Raw genomic sequence first — 21984 nt, 5'->3', positions numbered from 1 at the left:
CTGCTTTATCTTAGCTGGGCACCGGCAAGAACCGGATTTCGAAACAGGCGCCCTTGTCCTGCGGTACGTGGGTGATGGTGCCGTGGTGGGCCTGAAGAAGGGCGCGGATGATGCCCAGGCCCATGCCGGTGCCGCCGCTGGCGCGGCGGGTGGTGAAAAACAGATCAAACACCTGATCCTGATTGCCCGGCGAAATCCCGGTGCCAGTATCCCTGACCGTGAGCACTAGCCCGTCGGCAGACCGGTCCGGTATGAACACGATCCGGTCGGCCCCGTGGCGCCGGGAATTGTCGATCAGGTTTTCAAACACGATCCGGGCATTTTCCGCCGACAGCGGCAGCAGGCAATCGGCTGTCATGTCGATGGAAATGCCCTGAAATCGGGCGCGGCTGGTCTCCAGCACATTGCCCATCCGGCAATTGCCGCCGATCTGGACGCTCTCGGCGCGTGCAAGGTCCCGCAGCCGGTTGAGCAGCCGCGAGGCCCGGTCCGTATCGGTCAGGATATTGCCGAGAAATTTTGCCCGTTCGGCCTCCGTCAGGTCCCCGCCGCCATCGCGCAGCAATTCGGCCGCCCCCTGGATGGCGGTCAGCGGGGTCTTCAGCTCATGGGTGACATGATTGGCGAAGGTATTGATATAGTCGTTGCGCTCAAACAGCTTTTGCGACGTCTCCAGCATGCTCTGCGAGAGCTCATGGATCTCCCGGTTGCCATGAAGGGCCAGCGGCTTAAGCGCGTCCCGGTCGCCGCGGCCAATTTTGCGTGAGCGCTCCGTCAGAGCCTTGATCGGCGCGGAAATGCCCCGGGAAAAGATAGCGCCGACGATGAAGGTGGCGCCGAGAATGAAGGCCAGAACCCAGAAGACGGTTTCCCGCTTCAGGAACATTTCCTTCAAGATGTTGCTCGGCGTGCGCGAGGCATAGACCGCCCCGGCCACCCGCCCGTCGACCAGCACCGGCAGGGCCACAAACACCCGCACGCTGGTGCCCCGGCTGAGGGAGTAGATCGGCTGGGGATTGTTGACCACCCGTTTGCGCAGCGCGCTGCCATAGCGCCCGGCAAGGGCGCTTTTGACTTCTATCACATGGGCGAGCGACCGGCCTTTTTCGGTCCGTCCCGCAATCACGACGCCTTTGGGGTCCAGCACCCGGAACCCGGCCAGGGTCAGCCTTTGGGTCTGAAGCAGGATCGGATCAAGCTGCTTGCCGACCTTTGTATAAACACGTGCAACCGGCGAGGAGGCGGGCCGTGCCTCTGGCCGGCTTGGCAGGACCGGTGTCTTGTTGAGATTGAGCACCGGCAATTGCGGTGTCCATCCACCTTTGAGGCGATCGGAAGCACTCCGCTCTTTCTTTTGTGGAGACGGGCTGCCACTTTCCGGGGACGCGGCTGCAGTCCGGGCCGGGCCGAGGGGGATCTGACGGGCCCGTGACTGGGACAGAAGCTGGGCGGTCGTTGCTGCGATTGCCGCCGACTGGGCAATCAGCTCAGCCTCTGTTGTTTCAATCAACTGGTTTTCATAGACCCGGAAGAACACGATGCCGGCAAGCGGCACCAGCAGCATGATGGCCAGAACCAGGGCAATCACGAGGCTGAGCGGAGGGCGCCAGCGGTCCCGGAACGCGCGGGGGAACAGGCTCAGCACAGGTCAGCCCGCTGCATCGCACGGACCGAGACGGAAGCCGACCCCGTGGACGGTTTCAATGGCATCCTTGCAGCCGGCTGCTCCGAGCTTGGCTCTGATGTTGCGGATATGGCTGTCGATGGTGCGGTCTGAAACGTGAATATTGTCCCGGTAGGCCTGTTCCAGGATCTTGTCCCGGGTGAAGACGATCTTGGGCCGGGTCATCAAGGTGGTCAGAATGTCGAATTCAATGGCCGTCAGTCCAATGGCGCTGCCGTCGACCCGCACCTGCCGTTCCTCCTTTTCAAGGCTGATCAATCCTTGCTCAAGCCGGGACACGTCCGTAGACGCGGCGGAGACAGGGGCTCCATAGCGTTTGAGAATGACGCCAACCCGTGCAATCAGCTCCCGCGGGCTGAACGGCTTGGTCACATAGTCATCGGCGCCAAGCTCCAGGCCGATGATCCGGTCAATTTCATCATCCCGGGCGGAGAGGAACAGGATCGGCACGTCGGAGGTCTTGCGCAGCTCTCGGCAGACGTCAAGACCATCCATTTCCGGCAGGCCGATATCCAGAATGACAAGAGCGGGGGTGAACAGGACAGCCTTGTCCAGCGCCTCCTTGCCGTGGGTGGCGATCTCATGGCTGTAGCCGGCTTTCTGGAGCGCGAAACAGATGACATCCCGGATATGCGGGTCATCATCGACAACGAGAATGGTTCTGGTCTGCACTGAACGTTTCCGAAGAAAAGTTGGCCTTGCCGGGCTGCAACGCCATTGAATGACAGGGGCTGTCCAAACCGGCTTTCTCTCAAGAGATAGCCGAGGCTGGCTCAGGTTTCCAGCCACCAGCCATCGCGGGCGAGGCTGCGGGGCAGGGTCCGGTCCAGAACTGGAGCCCGGCGCCAGCGGCGGCGCACCGGTTCTGCAAGCCGGTCGGCAGACCAGGGCGTAAAGGGGCAGGGGCGGAACCTGAGCGGGACCTTGAACAAGCGCAAAACCATGACAGCCACCTCGCAGTCGGGTTGGTCGGCGGGGCTTTGAGGCAAAGGGTCAGCCGCAGAATGCCCCAGGGAACAGACCCTTTTTGCCGGAGGGGCTTGCAGGGCCGTGTCAGGCCATGTGCAGATTTTGTGCAGTTTCAAAAAAGACGGGTGGAACCCAAGCGGGCGGCACACTCCCGCCCGCGCTTGTGTGGTCTGGAGATAGGCCGGGGTCAGCCCAGCCAGCCATCTTTTTTCAAGGTCCGGTAGGTTTCATCCAGGGCCTTTTCCGCCGTTGCCACCAGAATGTCTGCTTCTTCATGGCTGAGCACAAGGGGTGGAGAAATGATCATACTGTCACGCACGGCGCGCATGACCATGCCTTGCCGAAAGGAAATGTCGCGGCAGAGTGTGCCAACCGTGCCGGTCTCCGGGAAGCTTTTGTGCAGGTCCTGTTTGTCCGGCACCAGTTCCAAAGCGCCCATGAGGCCGGTCATGCGGGCTTCGCCCACTAGTGGGTGATCCCCCAGTTTCTCCCAGCGGCTCTTCAGGTAAGGGCCGATATCGGTCTTGACCCGGTTGACCAGGCCCTCGCGCTCCATGATCTCCAGATTGGCAAGGGCGGCTGCCGCACAGACCGGATGGCCGGAATAGGTGTAGCCGTGATTGAAATCGTCGCCGCTTTTCATCAAGCCGTCCGCGACCCGGTCCGAAACGAGAACACCGCCCATGGGAAGGTAGCCGGAGGTTAGGCCCTTGGCGATCGGCATCAGGTCCGGGGTCATGCCGAAATAGGTCGAGCCGAACCATTCGCCCAGCCGGCCGAAGCCGCAGATGACCTCATCGGCCACAAACAGAATGTTTCGCTCGTTCAAAATGCGCCGGACTTCCGGCCAGTAGCTGTCGGGCGGAATGATGACGCCGCCAGCTCCCTGGATCGGCTCGGCAATGAAAGCGGCAACCTTGTCTTCACCGATCTCGTCAATCGCCTGTTCGAGCTTTTTCGCAGACGCAAGCCCAAACTCTTCCGGGCTCATGTCCTGGCCCTCGCCAAACCAGTAGGGCTGGTCGATATGGTGGACACCGCTCACGGGAAGGTCACCCTGGGCATGCATGGCTTTCATGCCGCCCAGGCTGGTTCCGGCCAGGGTTGAGCCGTGATAGCCGTTCCAGCGGCCGATAATCACCTTCTTGTCCGGTTGGCCCATCTTGTCCCAATAGGTGCGGACCATGCGGAACACGGTGTCATTGGCCTCCGATCCGGAAGAGCAGTAAAACACGGTGTTGATGTGATCGGGCGCCAGCTTGGCAAGCTTTTCAGACAGGGCGATCGCCGGCGGATGGGACGTTTTGAAGAAGGTGTTGTAATAGGCCAGCTCGTTCATCTGCCGGTAGCTGGCCTCGGCGATTTCCTTGCGCCCATGGCCCACCTGCACGCACCACAGACCGGCCATGCCGTCCAGGATCCTGTTGCCCTCTGAATCGGTCAGCCAGACGCCGTCGGCGCTGGTGATGATCCGGCTGCCCTCTTCATTGAGAGACTTCATGTCCGAGAACGGATGCCAGTGGTGGGCCGCGTCAAGCTCCTGCAGGGCCTTGGTCGGATAGATGTTGGAATGGGCCGTCATGGCTGGTGCTCCAAAGAAAGAAAGGGGGAAGCGGACCGCTCAGACATTGAGCAGGAGGTATTCCCGCTCCCAGGGGCTGATCACGGACATGAAGGTTTCGAATTCCTCGTATTTGATCGCCCGGTAGGTGGCGACGAACTTTTCGCCGAACACCTCGATCATCTCGTCGGATTTCTCGAACTTGGCCACCGCTTCGGGCAGGCCGCGCGGCAAGGACTTGGCCAGTTCCGTGCAGTCGTCCTTTTTCGGTGCGTCGGGTTTCAACCCGTTGACAATGCCCAGATAGCCGCAGGCCAGGCTGGCAGCAATGGACAGATAGGGATTGGCATCGGAGCCGGGAATGCGGTTTTCCAGGCGGCGGGCATCCGGGCTGGAATAGGGCACGCGCAGCCCGACCGTGCGGTTGTCATAGCCCCAATAGACATTAACCGGCGAGGTCGAGGTCTTGGAAAAGCGCCGGTAGGAATTGACGAAGGGCGCCATGATGCAGGCCACACGTGGCAGGAACCTCTGGTGGCCCGCGATGAATGACAGAAAGGCAGGTGTTTCCGCACCGTCTTCATCGGAAAAAATGTTCTTGCCCGTGTCCAGATCGACCACGGACTGATGAATATGCATGGCCGAGCCGGGCTGGTGGGACATGGGCTTGGACATGAAGGTGGCATACATGTCATGGCGTAGAGCTGCCTCGCGAATGGTGCGCTTGAACAGAAATACCTGGTCGGCCAGGATCAGCGGGTCGCCATGGCGCAGGTTGATTTCCATCTGCGCGGCACCTTCCTCATGGATCAGCGTGTCGATCTCCAGGCCCTGTTTTTCCGAAAGATCATAGATGTCGTCGATCAGGTCGTCGAATTCGTTCAAGGCCGAAATGGAGTAAGACTGGCGGCCCACTTCCGGGCGGCCGGAGCGGCCGGTGGGTGGCTCCAGCGGATAGTCGGGATCCGTGTTCGGGCGCACCAGATAGAACTCGATTTCCGGGGCAATCACCGGCTTCCAGCCCTTGGCCTCGTAGAGCTTCAAAATGCGCTTGAGCACATTGCGCGGGGCCGTTTCCACAGGCTCGCCTTCCCGCGTATAGGCATCATGAATGAGCTGGGCTGTCGGGTCGCTCTCCCACGGTACAGTGGTCAGCGTGCTGTAGTCGGCCCGGAAATAAAGGTCGCCATCGGTCGGGTTGTGCTGAAACCGGTCGTCATCATCGGGATAGTCGCCGGAAATCGTCTGCGCAAAGATCGAGGCAGGCATGGTCATGACCGGGCCGGAAAAGAACTTCTCAACCGGCATCATCTTGCCGCGGGCGACCCCGGCAATGTCCGGCACGATACATTCTATGTCCTCGATATTGCGTGCATGCAGCCAGTCCTTGGCGGCGTCTCCGTCCGGGACACCGCGCAGACTATCGATGGCATGTTTGTTGTCTTTTGTCGGCGGTGTATCGCTCACGTCAGGCTCCAAAGGTCTGGTGCGGATCGGGCTGGAAAGAGCGCCCGTCAAATCTACTCTGCGGCCTTGCCCTGGCAGTAGCCGGACAGACCGGACAGAGAGCGCAGGAGGTCGAGGAGAAGTTTGTGATCACAAAATGACATGGAGTGGAATGCGGATCAAGCGTTCCGGGCGCTGTTCAAGATGGCAGTTCCCAATAGCCCCATGCCGTCGCTGATGTCCCCGGCAAGTGCAGCCCGCAAAGCCGCTATATTTTTCTGCTCAACCGCGCGGATGGCTTCCTTGTGCTGATCGATCAGGCTGGCCGTGCCCACCCGTCCGTAGACCGTGCGCATGAAGGGGGCGAATTGCAGCCACAGACTGTCAATCAGAGGCAGCAGAACCTTGGACCCGGACGCCCGGTAGATATGGAAATGAAAGGCGTGATTGAGCCGCATATAGGCTTCCGCATCGCCGCTGTCGATGCAGCTATCGATCTCGTCATCAAGGGCCGTCAGGGTGGTCACATCGGCGTTGTGAAGGTTGGGTAGGGCGCGTTGCGCCAATTCTGGCTCTAGCAGCAACCGGGCCTTTAGCACTTCGTCGAAGCGCTCCGGCGTCATGTCCGGCACTTGAACCCGGCCGTTGCTTTTCACTTCCAGGGCGTTTTCAGCAGCCAGCCGCTGCAGCACTTCGCGCACCGGCATGGGACTTACCCCCAGCTCTCCGGCAAGGCCGCGGATGGTCACAGCCTTTCCGGGAATGAAGCGTCCCGTCAGAAGTCCGGCCCGGATGGCTGCATCCACCTGTCCGCGGGTTGTCTCCCGGCGCTTTGACGCCATCGTCACCACCGCCGCAGGTTCGGCGGGACCTGAGGAACTGTTTGTGCGGTCGGACTGCCGGGCCATTGCGGCCGTCTTCCTTTCATCTGGACGCTGCGATTTTGCGATCTGCCTTGACAGGCTTTTCCGAAAGTGATCACATTTTTAAAAAGGACGCAAACAAAAGCTGCGGGCGGGCCGGGTTTGCCGGGCAGCGCTCCGTAAGTTGTGAAAGCAGGGTTTTATGAACGAGCTTCCCCATCAGATTCTGGAGCATCCGGCGGAGCCGGGATGGAAGACGGAATTTGATGCCTTTCTCGCTGCCAATCCGGATCTGGACACGCTGGAAGTTATTTTGCCGGACACCAACGGGGTCTTGCGCGGCAAGTGGCTGCCGGGCAAGACCCTGCCGAAAGTGTTCGAGCAGGGCGTTGCCTTTCCATATTCCCTGTTCGGGCTGGATGTGTGGGGGCGGGAAGTGGAAGCCACGGGCATGCATCTGGAAACCGGTGACAAGGACGGGGTTTGCTGGCCGATCCCGGAAACCTTGAAGCTGGTGCCCTGGACAGACCGCAAGACCGCACAGGTGCTGTTGTCCATGTATGACCGGGACGGCCAGCCGTTTCTGGCCGACCCGCGCCATGTGCTGGAAAATATGGTGGATCGGCTCCAGGCCGAATTCGGGGTGACGGCTACGTGCGCCTTTGAACTGGAATTCTACCTGTTTCAGGAAAGCGACGGCGACTGGACGGAACAGCCCAAGCCGCTCTTTTCCACGCATCTCGGCCCGGCCCGTCAGAACATGTATGCGCTGTCGGATCTGGAAGCGCTGCTGCCGGTGGTCGATGACCTGCGCAAGGCCTGCGAAGTGCAGGGCATTCCGGCCGATGCGGCGGTCTCCGAAGCCGCACCCGGACAGTTCGAATTGAACTTGCACCACCGGCGCAATCCGCTGCTGGCCGCCGATGATGTAGTGCTGCTGCGCCGTCTGGTGGCCGGGGTTGCCCGCAAACACGAACTCAAGGCCTCCTTCATGGCCAAGCCGTTCGTGGAATGGCCGGGCAACGGCATGCATGTGCATGTGTCGATGGAAGACGGTAACGGCAATCTGTTTGCCGATCCGGAAACGGGTCCCGAGCGTCTGGGGCATGCCATTAACGGCCTCTTGAAGACCATGCCGGAAGCCTTGCTGCTGTTTATCTCCACGTTCAACGGCTTCCGCCGCATGCAACCGGGCTCTTATGCGCCTGCCTCAATCTGTTGGGGCTATGACAACCGGTCGGTGGCCCTGCGCGTTCCGGCCTCCAGCCCGGAAGCGGCGCGGGTGGAGCACCGGATCGCGGGGGCGGATGCCAATCCCTATCTGGTCCTGACCGGCATTTTGGCCGGCATGATGCAGGGACTGGTGCTGCAGAAAGATCCGCCGGCCCCGGTGACCGGCAATGCCTATGAAAAAAGAAAGAAGCGCCTGACGCCCTGGATGGACGAAGCGATTGACGCGTTCGAAGCCTCCAAGCTGATGAAACAGGCGGTGGGACGGGAAATGCACAAGGTCCTGACAGAGATCAAAAGAGAGGAGTTGAATGAGTTCGGGCGGGAGATCTCCTCGCTGGAACGCCAGACCTATCTTTGAGGCGTTTCCTGCTCAAAATCGGCGCTGGACAAACAAGATCCCCAGCGCCAATCTGCCAGTGAAAGATGACCGTAGCAGACCCGAATGTCTGTTTACAATCAGGGACAAGGCCGGAAAGGCTGCCACCGAACCTCCGAGGGGAGACCAGAATGAATTTGAAATGTGTGTTGACCGGAATCGCCGCCCTCAGCCTCATGGGCGGGGTTGCCCATGCCCAGGACCGGACCGTGAATGTCTACAACTGGTCCGACTATATCGATGAGTCGATCCTGGAAGATTTCACCAAGGAAACCGGTATCAAGGTTGTCTATGACGTCTTTGACAGCAACGAGGTTCTGGAGACCAAGCTGCTGGCAGGTGGGACGGGCTATGATGTCGTCGTGCCGACCGGCAGTTTCCTGTCACGCCAGATCACGGCCGGTGTCTTTGAAAAGCTGGACAAGTCCAAGCTGCCGAACCTGAAGAACATGTGGAAGGATATCGAGGAGCGCGTCGAGAAATACGATCCGGGCAACGCGTATTCCATCAACTACATGTGGGGCACCACCGGCCTCGGCTATAATGTCGACAAGGTCAAGGCGATCCTTGGCGATGATGCGCCCGTGGACAGCTGGGACCTTGTGTTCAAGGAAGAGAACATTTCGAAACTAAAGGACTGCGGTGTGTTCATGCTGGACGCGCCGACGGAAGTGTTTCCGGCTGCCCTGAACTATCTTGGCATTGACCCGGACAGCAAGGACCCGGCGGATATCAAGAAGGCTGGCGAGTTGCTCACGAAGATCCGGCCCTATATCCAGAAATTCCACTCTTCTGAGTATATCAATGCGCTCGCCAATGGTGATATTTGCCTGGCGCTTGGCTGGTCCGGCGATGTGCTTCAGGCCCGCGACCGGGCGGCCGAGGCTGACAATGGCGTGACCGTTGAGTACAGCATCCCGAAGGAAGGCGCGCTGATGTGGTTCGACCAGATGGCGATCCCGGCAGATGCTCCGCACAAGGAGGAAGCGCTTGAATTCCTCAACTACATCATGAAGCCGGAAGTGATGGCGAAAGCCTCCAACTATGTCTATTACGCCAATGGCAACAAGGCCTCGCAGGAGTTCCTGAACGATGATGTCATCGGCGATCCGGCCATCTACCCCTCTGAAGAGGCGATGAAGAACCTTTACACCGTGACGGCATATCCGCCAAAGGTGAACCGGGTCGTCACCCGGACCTGGACTGCGGTCAAGAGCGGTCAGTAAGGACAAGCAACAGCGCCGGGCAGCCTCAAGCGGTCCGGCCCTTTTCTTGGCACGTCTCTTTTGGGGTAGGGGATCACAGTGGCGAAGAAATCGATTGGACCGGTGCGGCGGGAGTTCAGTCCCTGGGAAAGTCCGGACCACCCACCCTTTATTGAGTTCCGCAATGTTACCAAGAAGTTCGGGGACTTCACGGCGGTCAGGAACCTCTCTCTGAAAATCTATGAACGCGAGTTTTTTGCGCTTCTGGGCGGGTCGGGCTGCGGCAAGACCACCTTGATGCGTATGCTGGCCGGCTTCGAGACGCCCACATCCGGGCAGATCTTTCTGGACGGGCAGGATCTGGCCGGCATCCCGCCCTACCGGCGGCCCTCCAACATGATGTTCCAGTCCTACGCGCTGTTTCCGCATATGAATGTGGCAAAGAACATCGCCTTTGGCCTGAAGCAGGACAAGGTGCCTGCGCAGGAGATCGAAGACCGGGTCGCGGAGATGCTGCGCCTGACCAAGCTGGAGCAATTTGCCAAACGCAAGCCGCATCAGTTGTCCGGAGGCCAGCGCCAGCGGGTGGCCCTGGCCCGCTCGCTTGCCAAAAGGCCCAAGGTTCTGCTGCTGGACGAGCCCCTGGGCGCGCTGGACCGCAAGCTGCGCGAGGAAACCCAGTTCGAACTGATGGCGCTGCAGGAAGATCTCAAGATGACTTTCCTGATTGTTACCCATGATCAGGAAGAGGCCATGACGGTGGCCGACCGGATTGCCGTAATGGACAAGGGTGAACTGGTCCAGGTGGCCACACCGGCTGAAATCTACGAAGCGCCCAACTCAAAATTCGTCGCCGACTTTATCGGTGACGTCAATCTGATCGAGGCCAAGGTGTCAGAGACCTCTGCGGAGGGCACGAAAATGGTCGCTGTTCACGACGGCTTGGCCATTGAGTGCGACCAGACGACGGCGGCCGGGGTCGGTGACACGGTCTGGTATGCGATCCGTCCGGAAAAGATGCGGATCAAACAGGGCACGGCTGAGCCCGGCCAGGTCAACCAGATCGGCGGTATCGTCTGGGACATTGCCTATCTCGGTGACGTCTCGATCATCCATTCCAAGGTGGGCGAAGACGACGGGGACACGCTCCGGGCGACGTTTGCCAACGTGTCGCGCTTGGTCGAAAACCCGATCAACTGGGACGATCCCGTGGTGCTGAGCTTTGACCGGGACGCCGGTGTCATTCTGACGCGATAGGAGGGGTTGATGGACGAGGAACACATCGCCGCACCGCCAAGAAGAAGCCTGGGGGGGGGGCTGTTGATCGCCGTACCCTATCTCTGGCTGTTCATCTTCTTCCTGGCGCCCTTCCTGATCGTCTTCAAAATCTCTTTGTCGGAAGTGGCGATTGCCATTCCGCCCTATCTGCCGACCTTCGATCTGGGAGAGGGCTGGCAAGCCTTCAAGGACAATCTCGCCGCCTTTTCCCTGGACAATTACATCTGGCTGACCGAGGACGACCTCTACTGGAAGTCCTATGTGTCCTCGGTCACCATCGCGGCGATCTCCACCGTTTTGACCCTGTTGATCGGCTATCCGATTGCCTATGGCATGGCCAGAAGTCCGCAAGGCTGGCGGCCAACGCTTCTGATGCTGGTCATTCTGCCCTTCTGGACCAGCTTCCTGATCCGGGTCTACGCCTGGATCGGCATCTTGAAGAATGAGGGACTGTTGAACCAGTTTCTGATGATGCTCGGGGTGATTGACCAGCCGCTGGTCATCATGAACACCAACATTGCCGTCTATATCGGTATCGTTTATTCCTATCTTCCTTTCCTGGTACTGCCGCTCTACGCCAGCCTGGAACGGCTGGATGGCAGCTTGCTGGAAGCGGCTGAAGACCTCGGCTGCCCGCCCTGGAAAGCTTTTTGGAAGATCACCGTGCCGCTGTCTCTGCCCGGGATCATCGCTGGGTGTTTTCTGGTCTTCATTCCGGCCGTGGGGGAGTTTGTCATTCCCGATCTGCTGGGCGGGTCCGACACGCTAATGATCGGCAAGACCTTGTGGGTTGAGTTCTTCAACAACCGGGACTGGCCGGTGTCCTCGGCCGTGGCGGTGATCCTGCTGCTGATCCTGGTGATCCCCATCGTTCTGTTCCAGAACCAGCAGCAGAAAATGGCGGAGAAAGACGGATGACGCGCGGCCCGACCTGGTTCAACATCACCTCGCTGGTGCTCGGATTTTCGTTTCTTTACCTGCCGATCGTGCTGCTGGTGATCTATTCCTTCAATGCCAGCCGTCTGGTGACGGTGTGGGGCGGGTTCTCAACAAAATGGTATGTGTCCCTGCTCGACAATGAGCAATTGCTGGATGCGGCCTGGGTCACATTGCGGGTGGCCTTCACGTCGGCGACCATCGCAACCGTCTTCGGCACTCTGGCCGCGCTGGTTCTGGTGCGCTCCGGGCGGTTTGCCGGCCGCTCGCTGTTTTCCGGCATGATCTTCGCGCCGCTGGTGATGCCCGAAGTCATTCTCGGACTGTCGCTGCTGCTTCTCTTTGTGGCCATGGACACGGCACGGGGGTTCTGGACCGTGATGCTGGCCCATACGACCTTTGCCATGTGTTACGTCGCTGTCGTTGTGCAGTCGCGTCTGGTCGGCTTCGACAAGTCGATCGAGGAAGCGGCGGAGGATCTGGGGTGCCCGCCGGTCAAGACCTTTTTCCTGATCACCTTGCCGGTCATCCTGCCAGGGGTGATTGCCGGATGGATGCTGGCCTTCACCCTGTCTCTGGACGATCTGGTGATCGCCAGCTTCACCACCGGTCCCGGTGCGACAACCTTGCCAATGAAGATCTATTCCCAGGTGCGGCTTGGGGTCACACCGGAAATCAATGCTGTCTGCACCATTCTGGTGGGGCTGGTCACGCTTGGGGTGATCGCCGCATCCATTGTGACCAGGCGCCAGCAGGCCCAGCGGGAGCGGGACGAACGAGCGGCATTCGGGGCAGACGGGTAGCGAAATGGGAAAGGCCCGCTGGTATCAGCCTGCACGGGGCGGGCGCACCAGGTAGATCAGCAGCCAGACCGGCACGACAATGAATGCGCCCAGGATCATGTTCGGGATCGCCCAGTCGCGGAATTCAAGCAGATAGATCCACAGCTGCAGCGGGCTCAGACCGGCCGAGGCCAGTATGTCTTCCGCCGTGATGTCGAGAAAGGACAGCCCGGCCCCGACAAGCAGGGAAAAGATGGCGATCTTGATCAGGGTCGGCCAAAATGGGTACACGGGATGCGGGTCTTTCACTTGTGGCGTGCGGCAGAAGATAGCAGGGACTGATTTGCTCCTGCCCGGTCAGATCTAGTCTTGGCTTTAAGCATTTAAAAACCATAAACACCTTGCAAAAAACGAACCCGTTGCGATGCGGAAGGCCTGTCTTGCCGCTGGCTACGTGTGTTTTATTGCCTCTTCTTTGCGTGAGTGACGCGGTAGTCATGTTTTTCGCTGCAATGCGACAATGATCCCTTGACCGCAATGCACCAAGCGGCGAATGTGCGCGGCACGCACCATGCGGTCCTAACTGGGAGTGAAACATGAACAAGATATACCCGGACGCAAAGGCCGCCCTTGACGGGCTGACCTTTGACGGCATGACGGTGATGGCTGGCGGGTTCGGCCTCTGCGGCATTCCGGAGAACCTGATCGTTGCGCTCAGGGAAACGGGCGCCAAGGACATCACGGCGATCTCCAACAATGCGGGCGTGGACGATTTCGGCCTTGGCCTGCTCCTGCAAACGCGCCAGATCAAGAAAATGGTGTCGTCCTATGTGGGTGAAAATGCCACGTTCGAAAAACAGTATCTGAACGGCGAGCTGGAGCTGGAATTCAACCCTCAGGGCACGCTGGCCGAGCGCATCCGCGCCGGCGGGGCCGGAATTCCCGGCTTTTACACCAAGACCGGTGTCGGCACGCTCATTGCCGAAGGCAAGGAGCACAAGGATTTCAACGGGGAAACCTACATCATGGAGACCGGTCTGGTCGCCGATGTCTCTCTGGTAAAGGCCTGGAAAGCGGACAAGGAAGGCAATCTCGTCTACCGCAAGACTGCCCGCAATTTCAATCCGATGATGGCAACTGCCGGGAAGGTCTGCGTCGTGGAAGTGGAAGAGCTGGTCGAGATCGGTGAGCTTGACCCGGACAACATCCACACCGCCGGGATCTTCGTCGACCGCATCATTGTCGGCAATCACGAAAAACGCATTGAAAAGCGCACCACGCGCGCAGCCTGAGGAGATACATCATGGCCTGGACTCGTGATGATATGGCGAAGCGCGCCGCGCAAGAGCTTGAAGATGGGTTCTATGTGAACCTGGGCATCGGCATTCCGACGCTGGTATCCAACTACATTCCGGAAGGGGTGCATGTCGCCCTGCAGTCGGAAAACGGCATGCTGGGCATGGGCCCGTTCCCGACCGATGACGAGGTTGATGCCGACCTCATCAATGCGGGCAAGCAGACCATTACCGAATTGCCGCAAACCAGCTACTTTTCCTCTGCCGACAGCTTCGGCATGATCCGCGGGGGGCATATCGACCTGTCCATCCTGGGGGCGATGGAAGTGGCCGAGAACGGCGATCTTGCCAACTGGATGATCCCGGGCAAGATGGTGAAAGGCATGGGCGGCGCCATGGATCTGGTCGCCGGTGTGAAGCGGGTCGTGGTGATCATGGATCACACCTCCAAAGCGGGTGATCCGAAGCTGCTGAAAGCTTGCACCCTGCCGCTGACCGGAGTGCAATGTGTTGACCGGGTTATCACAAATTTCGGTGTCTTTGACGTCGTGGAGGGCGGCCTGAAAGTGGTCGAGCTGGCTCCGGATGTGACGCTGGAAGAGGTAAAGGAAAAGACGCAGGCAACCCTCGTCTGACCCGGATCCGGTAAATTGGGGGGAAGCGCTGACTGGGCTTCCCCGTTTTTCCGGCAGAGATATGCGGGTCCCGATTTTTGTCCGGACCTTTGATAGGCATCATTCCAGGAATGGTGCCTTTGCCGTTTCATGGCCTGGGCTGATGGCCAAAATACCCTGAAAGACATGCTGGATGGTGCGTGTTTTCGGACAGATTGGATAGTATTTTATCAATTTAATCAAAACAAATACGTAAAAATCGATTTTTAGCGGCTGAAATATCTCCGGTTTTACAAATCTAAATTTAACGCTTTAAGCGAAGGTGTGTCATATCGGGCCTTATACGTATAAATGACATGGGAAAAAGTTAACAAAACAGACCCTCTCACCTGTGAATAAATCCGATAAAACCCGCAAAATGGGCTCACCGGCTCCTAGATTCCGCCATGGAAGCTTTTCCAGCTAAAGAACACTTCAACGTTTACGAATTGACGGCAATTCAGAAGGTGCTGATCAACCCGGTTGCAAGACTTTCTCAGTAAATTATCGCAGTTTTCAAAAGGGGTCAGCCGTGCCAGGAACGCCGAGAGCCATGGAAAAACTTTTGGAAGTCCTGTCGTCCTGGCTTCCGAGCCTGCGCAGCCGATTTGTAATACTTGTCGCAGGGTTGTTTCTGGCCCTGTCGGTCGTCATGATCATGGTTGCAAGCTATCTGGACCTGCGCGATGAAGAGCAGCGGGTTGTATCGGATGCAAGGGCCATCGGCGCTACCGTCAGCCGGCTGGCGGTGCCGCACCTGATCAACCACCACTATCTCATTCTGGAGCAGGAGCTGGAAAGCATCGCCTCAAGCGGTGTGGTGGAATTGGCTGAGGTGCATGATCCGGCCCGTTCGGTGACCATCGACAGCGACCCGGCAACCAGCTATTTCGACGAGCGGCAGCAGCAGCCGCTTGTTGCAGAGGTCTACAAGACCGGCGAAACCCGGATGCACCAGTCCCGGGACCGGATCCAGATCGCTCTTCCCGTCCGCGACATTTCCAACGGCACATTGCTGGGCGTGGCCTTTGTTGCAGTCAAGCGGGCCCCGGCCGAAGGCATGCTCTTCACCATATGGAGCCGCAATTTTGTCATCACGCTGGTGCTGCTGGTCTTCTGCGTTCCCGTCACCGTGCATTTTGCGGAGAACTTCGTCCGGCCGATCAAGGAACTGACCCAGACCGCCCATACAGTGAGCGCGGGCAATTTCGATGCGCCGTTTCCTGTGGAACGTCAGGATGAGATCGGGGGTCTCGCCCGGGCGTACCGGGATATGGTCGCTACGATCCGCAACAACATGGCGCGCATCCATGAACTCGCCTTTGTGGATTCGGTCACGAAACTCTCCAACCGAGAGCATTTCCGCCAGCATTTCACCAAGAACCAGATCCGCGCTGATGGCACGCAGAACCGCATGTCGATCCTGTTCATCGATCTGGACCGGTTCAAGCGGGTCAATGACAGCTATGGACATGACCACGGGGATGCGCTTTTGAAGGAAATCGCCTCGCGGCTGCGGCGTTTGCTCAAGTCGGCGAATGGCTGTGTCTCGCTTGCGTTGCCTGCGCCGCTGGATCAGGACCCGGAAACGGGAGAGCCCCGGAAGGGGGACATCCAGCCGCTGGTGGCCCGGCTTGGCGGCGACGAATTTGCCGTGCTTATCCCAGCCGAAGAGGGGATGAAAAATGTCTATCTGCTGTCAGAGCAGCTGGTGCATTGCATCGAGCAGCCGCTGGAGATCCACGGTCTGACCATGACGGTTGGGGCCAGTATCGGCGTGTCCACCTATCCCGATGACGGCGAGGACTATACCGCCATCTTGAAAAATGCGGACATTGCCATGTATGCCGCCAAGCGCACGGGTGGGAACAGGGCGTGTTTCTACAATGAGATCGAGCGGGACACACGTTCCGGCGAACGTATCCGCCTGGAAGCCGAGCTCAAGAAAGCCTTGCTGCGGGACGAGATCCGCATCGTGTTCCAGCCCAAGATCGACTGTGCCAGCGGCACGGTGGTCGGCGCGGAGGTGCTGGCCCGCTGGGAACATCCGGAAAAGGGCCTGCTGGGCCCAGGTGTCTTCATCGAGGTGGCCGAGGAGAGCGATCTGATCACGCGGCTCGGCGACCGGGTGCTGGAGCTGGCCTGTGTTCAGGGGCGCACCTGGCTGGACCATGGCCAGCGCATCCCGCTGGCGGTCAATGTGTCGATCCGTCAGCTGGAAAAACCTGGTTTTGCCACGCGTGTGCTCGACATTCTGGACTTTACCGGCTTTCCGGCCGAGCTGTTGCAGCTGGAAGTGACCGAGACTGTGGCCATGGCCGATCCGGAGCGGGTGTCCGCCACCACAAAGCCGCTGCTGGAAGCAGGGATCACCTTTGCCATTGACGATTTTGGCACCGGCTATTCCAGCCTCGCCCATTTGCAGCGCCTGCAGTTCAACACCTTTAAAATCGACCGCAGCTTTGTCAGCGGTGTTGCCAGTGATCTGCAAAGTCGGTCCATTGTCCAGACCATCCTGGCCATGGCCAGAAGCCTGGATTATGAAGTTGTCGCCGAAGGCGTGGAGACCAGCGAACAGCAGGATTTCCTCACAGAGCATGGCTGCAGTATTGCGCAGGGCTTCCTTCATGCCCGGCCCATGCTGGCCGAGCATTTCGACGCCTGGCTGCTGACGACCAATCCCGATGGCAGCCCGCGCTACGATTTGCCGGCCGCCAAGACCCAGTCCGGCACACCGCACCTTGCGGAGACCGGCTAATACCATAAGCAACTGCGCTTGCTATTAAGAGGTCTGCCGGAGACGGTCGAGCGGTTGGATCTGACTATTCTGCTGCTTTGGGCTTCTGCCGTTCTGCAAGCGGCCGGATTGCCGGGAAATCCGTATCCGTCAGGGTTTCCTTGGCCAGCAGCAGCTGGGCGCCTTCTTCCAGATCGGTGCGGTGGGCGACCAGAAGATCCTTGGCCTGTTGGAAAGCGGTTTCAACCCGGGCCTTGATCGCCAGATCGATTTCCCGCTGGGTGTCGTTGGAGACCTCCGCGATGTCCCCGGCGGGCTGGCCCAGAAAGGCCTGCCGCTGAGTGGCATAGGCCCGGTTCCCGAGGCTCTCTTCCATGCCGTAGCGCATGACCATGTCCCTGGCGACCTCCGTCACCTTCTGCAGGTCATCGGAAGCGCCGGTCGAAATCTCCCCAAAGACAACGTCTTCCGCAGCCCGGCCCCCCATCAGAACGGCCATGCGGTTTTCGAGATCTCTCGCTGACAGCAGGAACCGGTCCTCCGTCGGGCGCTGCATCGTATAGCCGAGGGCACCAATGCCACGCGGGATGATCGAAATCTTGTGCACCGGGTCGCAGCTGTCCAGATTGGCGGCCACAATCGCATGGCCCATTTCGTGATAGGCGACCGTGGTACGCTCCTTTTCGGAGAGAATGCGGCTGCGTTTTTCAAGCCCGGCAATGACCCGTTCCACGGCCTCGTTAAAATCCTGCAGGGTCACCGCGTCGGCCTGGCGGCGGGTCGCCAGAAGCGCAGCCTCATTGACCAGTGTTGCCAGATCCGCCCCGGAAAAGCCTGCGGTGAGCTGGGCGACCTGATCAAGATCCGTTTCGGGCGCCAGCTTAATCTTCGCCACATGCACATCAAGAATGGCGCGCCGCCCGGACTTGTCCGGCCGGTCTACGAGAACTTGCCGGTCGAAGCGCCCGGCCCTGAGCAAGGCCTGATCCAGAATTTCCGGCCGGTTTGTGGCAGCCAGAAGGATGATGCCGCTGGACGGATCAAACCCGTCCAGTTCGGTCAGGAGCTGGTTGAGGGTCTGCTCTTTTTCGTCATTCGTACCCATGGCACCGCTGGAGCGGGCCCGTCCAAGGGCGTCCAGTTCGTCAATGAAGATGATTGCCGGGGCTGCCTTGCGGGCCTGCTCAAACAGGTCCCGGACCCGGGCGGCACCGACACCGACGAACATTTCGACAAATTCGGAGCCGGAGATGGAAAAGAACGGAACGCCAGCCTCACCGGCAACGGCGCGCGCCAGCAGGGTCTTGCCGGTGCCGGGAGGGCCGACCAGCAGGATGCCCTTGGGCACATGGGCCCCCAGGCGGCCATAGGATTTCGGATCTTTCAGGAAGTCGACCACCTCCTTCAGCTCCCGCTTGGCCTCGTCCACCCCGGCGACATTGCCGAACCGGACTTTCACATCCGTTTCCACATAGACCTTGGCCTTGGACTTGCCGACGGTCATCATGCCACCGATGCCCTGTTTTTCAGCAAAGCGGCGGATGACGAACATCCAGAGGCCGAAAAAGAGCAGGACCGGCAAAACCCAGGACAGGAGATCCCGCAAGAAGGTGCTCTGAACCACGCCGGTGAATTTGACGTCGTATTTGCTTAGCTCCTCGGCCAGCGGAACATCGACCCGCGTTGTGACAAAGTATTTCTTGCCATCCTTCAAGGGCTCCTTGAATTTGCCTTCGATGGTATTGGTCTTGATCGCGATTTCTTCGATCTTCTTGTCTTTGAGATATTGCTCAAATTCGCTGTAGGGGATCGGCTCCACGGTCCTTTAGGTCGCCCACCAGCTCTGGAACGTGAACACCAGCATGATGGCAATGAAGGCGTACCAGAGATTGATCTGATGTTTCTTGTCCATGAAAACACATCCCGGCAATGAACAATGCAATGGCGCCATTGGGGCGATTTGGGAGCAGCCTGTCAAGGCGGGGGGACGGAACGCCTTGTTTGTCAGACCGCTTTTGCCGGCGTGTTGCGGCGGGACGTGCTGGTGCGGAAAGACCGGGCGCTGGAGCGGGCCAGATAGATCACCGGGATCAGCCCGACAAGCACAATGGCAAGCGAGGGCAGGGCGGCCTCCTCGAAGGCCTCGCGGGAGGCCGCCTCAAAGACGGTGGTGGCCAGCGTGTTGAAATTGAAGGGCCGCAACAGCACGGTTGCCGGTAGCTCCTTCATGCAGTCGACAAAGCTGAGCAGGGCGGCGGACAAGAGCACCGGCTTCAGCATGGGCAGATGCACCTGGGTCAGGGTCTGGCCCGTATTTCGGCCAAGGGTGCGGGCGGCCATGTCGAGATGGGGACTGATACGTCCGAAGCCCCCCTCTACCTGGCCATAGGAAACGGCAAGAAAGCGGACGACATAGGCATAGACAAGGCCGGTGCCGCTGCCGAGCAGCAGGAGGCCGGTGTTGATCCCGAACCAGGCCTCCATGCGCGCATCCAAAAAATTGTCAAACCCGGCGAGCGGAATGAGAATGCCGATGGCCAGAACCGTGCCCGGGATCGCATAGCCGATGGAGGCAAGGCGGACAGCAGCCTTCAAGGGGCCGTGATTGTTGAGGCGCAGGGCATAGGCGAGCGCCACGGAAATCAGAACTGTCAGAAGCGCTGCGGCCGCAGCCAGGCTGAAACTGTTCCAGACGATCTGGAAAAAATCTCCCGTCATCAGACTGTCCAGCCTGCGGCTTGCCCGGTCGGCCAGCATCAGGCCGGGAATGACAAAGCCGATCAGGACCGGCAGCAGGCACAGGGCCAGGACAGCGCCAGCCCGAAGCCCCTTGAGCTCGAACCGTTTTGGCGCGCGTTGCCTGGCGCTGCCCCCGGCATCAAAGCGCTGTCTGTGCCGCCCAGCCCGCTCCAGCCACAGCAGCAGCAGCACCATAGCCAGCATGGCCAGCGCCAGTTGGGCCGCCCCGCTGAGGCTGGACCGGTTCAGCCAGACATCATAAACGGAGAAGGTCAGGGTTCTAACACCGAAAAACGTGACCGCGCCAATGTCGTTCAGGCATTCCATCAGTGCCAGGGAAACGCCGATGGCAATGGCCGGCCGGGCCAGCGGCAGGGCCACCCGGAAGAACAGGCCGGCCGGGCTGGCGCCAAGCGTGCGTGAGACATCGAGCGTGGCAGCGGACTGGATCAGGAAACTGGCTCTGGCGGTCAGATAGACATACGGGTAGAGCACCGCGCTCATGACAAAGATGGCCCCGCCAAGTGAACGGATTTCCGGGAACCAGTAGTCTCGTGACGTCTTGAAGCCGAAAAGCGCCCGGATGCCGCTTTGCACCGGCCCGGTATAGTCAAGAATCTCGATATAGGAGAAGGCGATGATATAGGTGGGCACTGCGAGCGGGATCAGCAGCGCCCAATCGAGGATCCTTCGGCCTGGAAAGCTGCACATGGTCACGAGCCAGGCAAGGGCAACCCCCAGACTTCCGGTGATCAGCCCGACACCAAGCATCAGCAAGACGGTTGTTTTCAGGGAGCCGGGCAGAACGGTCGTCAGAAGCCGGGTCCAAAGGTCCCCGGTCGGGCTCAGTGCGATCCACAAGATGGCCGCCATCGGCATCAGCACAAGCGCGGTGATCACCAAGGCAGCAATTTGCCAGATCCGGTCAGCCAGGGTGAGGGATGGGGTGCGGAGCAAGGGCGGTCTTCGTATTCTTGAACTGTGACCAAGGTCTACTGGCAAATGCTTGAAAATGCAAAAAAGCGCCGTCCTGAAACGGCGCTTTTCGCGGTTCCGGTCAAGCCGGATCAGCTTGCCGGTGCTGACGGGCCGGTCAGGACGCCGGGCCGTCGTCGAAGCCCACCTTGTCGACCAGCTCACTCGCGGTCTTGCGGTTCTTGGCGATGTCCGCGAGGGACAGGTCGTCCGGGGTCAGTTCGCCCCAGTTCTTCACCCGCTCGGACACCGGAACGCCCGGGGTCACCGGATATTCGAAATTCGATTCCGCATAGATTTCCTGGGCCTCATGGGAGGTCAGGAACTCGATCAGCTTCATGGCCGTGTCCATGTGCGGCGCGTTCTTGGCCAGCACAATGCCGGCGACGTTCACATGGGTGCCCCGGTCCGCGGCGTTCGGGAACAGGATGCGCACGGATTTGGCCCATTCCTTCTGCTCCGGTTCCTTGTCGTTGGTTTCCATCTTGCCCATGTAATAGGTGTTGCCGATGGAAATGTCGCATTCACCCGCATAGATGGCCTTCACCTGGGCGCGGTCGTTTCCGGCCGGTTTGCGGGCCAGATTGTCCCGGACACCGGCCAGCCATTCTTCCGTCTTCTCAGCACCGTGATGCGCGATCATTGAGGCAATCAGCCCGATCGTGTAGACGTGCTGGCCCGAACGGGTGCAGATGCGGCCCTTCCATTTCGGATCGGCCAGTTCTTCATAGGTGATGCTGTCCTGATCAACCCGGTCCCTGGAGGCATAGATAATGCGCGCGCGCGTGGTCAGGCCGATCCAGTGGCCGTCCGGATCCCGGAACTGGGACGGGATGTTTTCGTTGACGACATCGGAGACAACCGGCTGGGTGATGCCAAGCTGCTTGGCGCCGTCCAGACGCCCAATGTCAACGGTCAGAAGCACGTCGGCGGGAGAGTTCTTGCCTTCGGCCGCGATCCGCTCGCCAAGGCCCTTGGAGGCGAACACGACATTCGTCTTGATGCCCGTTTCCGCCGTGAAGGCGTCCAGCAGGGGCTGGATCAGAAAGGGCTGGCGGTAGGAATAGATATTCACCTCATCGCTGGCAAGCGCCGGGGTGCCGGCAAAGGTCGCGGTGGTTACGGCAAACGCGCCAGCCAGGGCGCCAAGGGTCATACGCATTGAAGTCTCCCAAAAAACCATCTGGTTTCCCGACCCGGTCTCCGCCGGATCCGATGGGCGCCTATATGTCGTTCAGGCCGGGTCAAGTCA

At 59.7% G+C, this 21984-nt stretch carries 17 protein-coding genes and 1 pseudogene; 8 read left to right on the top strand and 10 right to left on the bottom strand.

The genetic code is table 11. The features are described 5' to 3' along the window. Positions 1-10: 10 nt before the first annotated feature. The 6 genes from ACXAH0_RS17550 to ACXAH0_RS17525 all read right to left on the bottom strand — a co-directional run bounded on the left by ACXAH0_RS17550 (position 11) and on the right by ACXAH0_RS17525 (position 6568). A complete protein-coding gene (locus ACXAH0_RS17550) occupies positions 11-1645 on the bottom strand; it encodes a HAMP domain-containing sensor histidine kinase (RefSeq protein WP_475193477.1) in 1635 nt (544 codons plus the stop codon). A gap of 3 nt (positions 1646-1648) precedes the next feature. Further along, entirely contained in the window at positions 1649-2356 is a 708-nt protein-coding gene (locus ACXAH0_RS17545; RefSeq protein WP_475193474.1) for a response regulator, read from the bottom strand. 101 nt (positions 2357-2457) lie between these two features. After that, positions 2458-2628, bottom strand: coding sequence for a hypothetical protein (locus ACXAH0_RS17540; protein WP_475193472.1), 171 nt, complete (start codon positions 2626-2628; stop codon positions 2458-2460). A 212-nt stretch (positions 2629-2840) separates the two neighbouring features. Continuing rightward, positions 2841-4235, bottom strand: coding sequence for an aspartate aminotransferase family protein (locus tag ACXAH0_RS17535; protein ID WP_475193470.1), 1395 nt, complete (start codon positions 4233-4235; stop codon positions 2841-2843). A 39-nt stretch (positions 4236-4274) separates the two neighbouring features. After that, on the bottom strand, positions 4275-5681 hold the full coding sequence (locus tag ACXAH0_RS17530; RefSeq protein WP_475193468.1) for a glutamine synthetase family protein: 1407 nt from the start codon (positions 5679-5681) through the stop codon (positions 4275-4277). 158 nt (positions 5682-5839) lie between these two features. Continuing rightward, the gene (locus tag ACXAH0_RS17525) at positions 5840-6568 is read right to left on the bottom strand and encodes a GntR family transcriptional regulator (protein WP_475193464.1); all 729 of its coding nucleotides are present in this window, start codon (positions 6566-6568) and stop codon (positions 5840-5842) included. A 157-nt stretch (positions 6569-6725) separates the two neighbouring features. On the opposite strand from ACXAH0_RS17525, the gene ACXAH0_RS17520 reads away from it, so the two are divergent. The 5 genes from ACXAH0_RS17520 (at position 6726) to ACXAH0_RS17500 (ending at position 12354) form a co-directional block, all read left to right on the top strand. After that, positions 6726-8114: a glutamine synthetase family protein gene (locus tag ACXAH0_RS17520; protein ID WP_475193461.1), complete on the top strand. Its 1389-nt coding sequence runs from the start codon at positions 6726-6728 to the stop codon at positions 8112-8114. A gap of 149 nt (positions 8115-8263) precedes the next feature. Beyond that, positions 8264-9358: a polyamine ABC transporter substrate-binding protein gene (locus ACXAH0_RS17515; protein WP_475193457.1), complete on the top strand. Its 1095-nt coding sequence runs from the start codon at positions 8264-8266 to the stop codon at positions 9356-9358. A 78-nt stretch (positions 9359-9436) separates the two neighbouring features. Then, positions 9437-10594 (top strand): ABC transporter ATP-binding protein, encoded by a 1158-nt coding sequence (locus ACXAH0_RS17510; RefSeq protein ID WP_475193454.1) that lies wholly within the window; start codon positions 9437-9439, stop codon positions 10592-10594. 9 nt (positions 10595-10603) lie between these two features. Next, entirely contained in the window at positions 10604-11533 is a 930-nt protein-coding gene (locus ACXAH0_RS17505; protein WP_475193448.1) for an ABC transporter permease subunit, read from the top strand. After that, positions 11530-12354: an ABC transporter permease gene (locus ACXAH0_RS17500; RefSeq protein ID WP_475177426.1), complete on the top strand. Its 825-nt coding sequence runs from the start codon at positions 11530-11532 to the stop codon at positions 12352-12354. The genes ACXAH0_RS17505 and ACXAH0_RS17500 overlap by 4 nt, the downstream gene beginning before the upstream one ends. A gap of 24 nt (positions 12355-12378) precedes the next feature. Here the strand turns inward: ACXAH0_RS17500 and ACXAH0_RS17495 are convergent, their stop codons facing one another. Continuing rightward, positions 12379-12624 carry a DUF6460 domain-containing protein gene (locus ACXAH0_RS17495; protein WP_475177422.1) on the bottom strand — a complete coding sequence of 82 codons (246 nt, stop codon included), beginning with the start codon at positions 12622-12624 and terminating at the stop codon, positions 12379-12381. 305 nt (positions 12625-12929) lie between these two features. Between ACXAH0_RS17495 and ACXAH0_RS17490 the strand changes: the two genes are divergently transcribed. From ACXAH0_RS17490 to ACXAH0_RS17480, 3 genes are all read left to right on the top strand, one after another. Further along, entirely contained in the window at positions 12930-13625 is a 696-nt protein-coding gene (locus ACXAH0_RS17490) for a CoA transferase subunit A (protein ID WP_475177418.1), read from the top strand. Between the two features lie 11 nt (positions 13626-13636). After that, positions 13637-14263, top strand: coding sequence for a CoA transferase subunit B (locus tag ACXAH0_RS17485; protein ID WP_475177414.1), 627 nt, complete (start codon positions 13637-13639; stop codon positions 14261-14263). Between the two features lie 571 nt (positions 14264-14834). Further along, positions 14835-17039: a putative bifunctional diguanylate cyclase/phosphodiesterase gene (locus ACXAH0_RS17480; RefSeq protein WP_475193443.1), complete on the top strand. Its 2205-nt coding sequence runs from the start codon at positions 14835-14837 to the stop codon at positions 17037-17039. Positions 17040-17103: 64 nt separating this feature from the next. On the opposite strand, the pseudogene ftsH reads toward ACXAH0_RS17480, so the two are convergent. From ftsH to ACXAH0_RS17465, 3 genes and pseudogenes are all read right to left on the bottom strand, one after another. Beyond that, positions 17104-18930: pseudogene (ftsH, locus tag ACXAH0_RS17475) on the bottom strand (ATP-dependent zinc metalloprotease FtsH). A gap of 92 nt (positions 18931-19022) precedes the next feature. Further along, complete coding sequence (locus ACXAH0_RS17470; protein WP_475193440.1) at positions 19023-20714, bottom strand: ABC transporter permease; 1692 nt, start codon at positions 20712-20714, stop codon at positions 19023-19025. A gap of 136 nt (positions 20715-20850) precedes the next feature. After that, a complete protein-coding gene (locus tag ACXAH0_RS17465) occupies positions 20851-21888 on the bottom strand; it encodes a Fe(3+) ABC transporter substrate-binding protein (protein ID WP_475193607.1) in 1038 nt (345 codons plus the stop codon). Positions 21889-21984 lie beyond the last annotated feature (96 nt).

The organism is Roseibium sp. AWQ4_290, assembly GCF_056160985.1.
Note: the sequence above shows the minus strand (reverse complement) of the source record. Positions and strands in the feature narration are given on the sequence as shown.

Excerpts from the sequence above, each read along its gene's own strand:
- ACXAH0_RS17525 (WP_475193464.1), bottom strand. The coding sequence starts at position 6,568 with ATGGCCCGGCAGTCCGACCGCACAAACAGTTCCTCAGGTCCCGCCGAA.
- ACXAH0_RS17535 (WP_475193470.1), bottom strand. The coding sequence starts at position 4,235 with ATGACGGCCCATTCCAACATCTATCCGACCAAGGCCCTGCAGGAGCTT.
- ACXAH0_RS17505 (WP_475193448.1), top strand. The coding sequence starts at position 10,604 with ATGGACGAGGAACACATCGCCGCACCGCCAAGAAGAAGCCTGGGGGGG.
- ACXAH0_RS17540 (WP_475193472.1), bottom strand. The coding sequence starts at position 2,628 with ATGGTTTTGCGCTTGTTCAAGGTCCCGCTCAGGTTCCGCCCCTGCCCC.
- ACXAH0_RS17520 (WP_475193461.1), top strand. The coding sequence starts at position 6,726 with ATGAACGAGCTTCCCCATCAGATTCTGGAGCATCCGGCGGAGCCGGGA.
- ACXAH0_RS17480 (WP_475193443.1), top strand. The coding sequence starts at position 14,835 with ATGGAAAAACTTTTGGAAGTCCTGTCGTCCTGGCTTCCGAGCCTGCGC.
- ACXAH0_RS17485 (WP_475177414.1), top strand. The coding sequence starts at position 13,637 with ATGGCCTGGACTCGTGATGATATGGCGAAGCGCGCCGCGCAAGAGCTT.
- ACXAH0_RS17515 (WP_475193457.1), top strand. The coding sequence starts at position 8,264 with ATGAATTTGAAATGTGTGTTGACCGGAATCGCCGCCCTCAGCCTCATG.
- ACXAH0_RS17490 (WP_475177418.1), top strand. The coding sequence starts at position 12,930 with ATGAACAAGATATACCCGGACGCAAAGGCCGCCCTTGACGGGCTGACC.
- ACXAH0_RS17500 (WP_475177426.1), top strand. The coding sequence starts at position 11,530 with ATGACGCGCGGCCCGACCTGGTTCAACATCACCTCGCTGGTGCTCGGA.
- ACXAH0_RS17465 (WP_475193607.1), bottom strand. The coding sequence starts at position 21,888 with ATGACCCTTGGCGCCCTGGCTGGCGCGTTTGCCGTAACCACCGCGACC.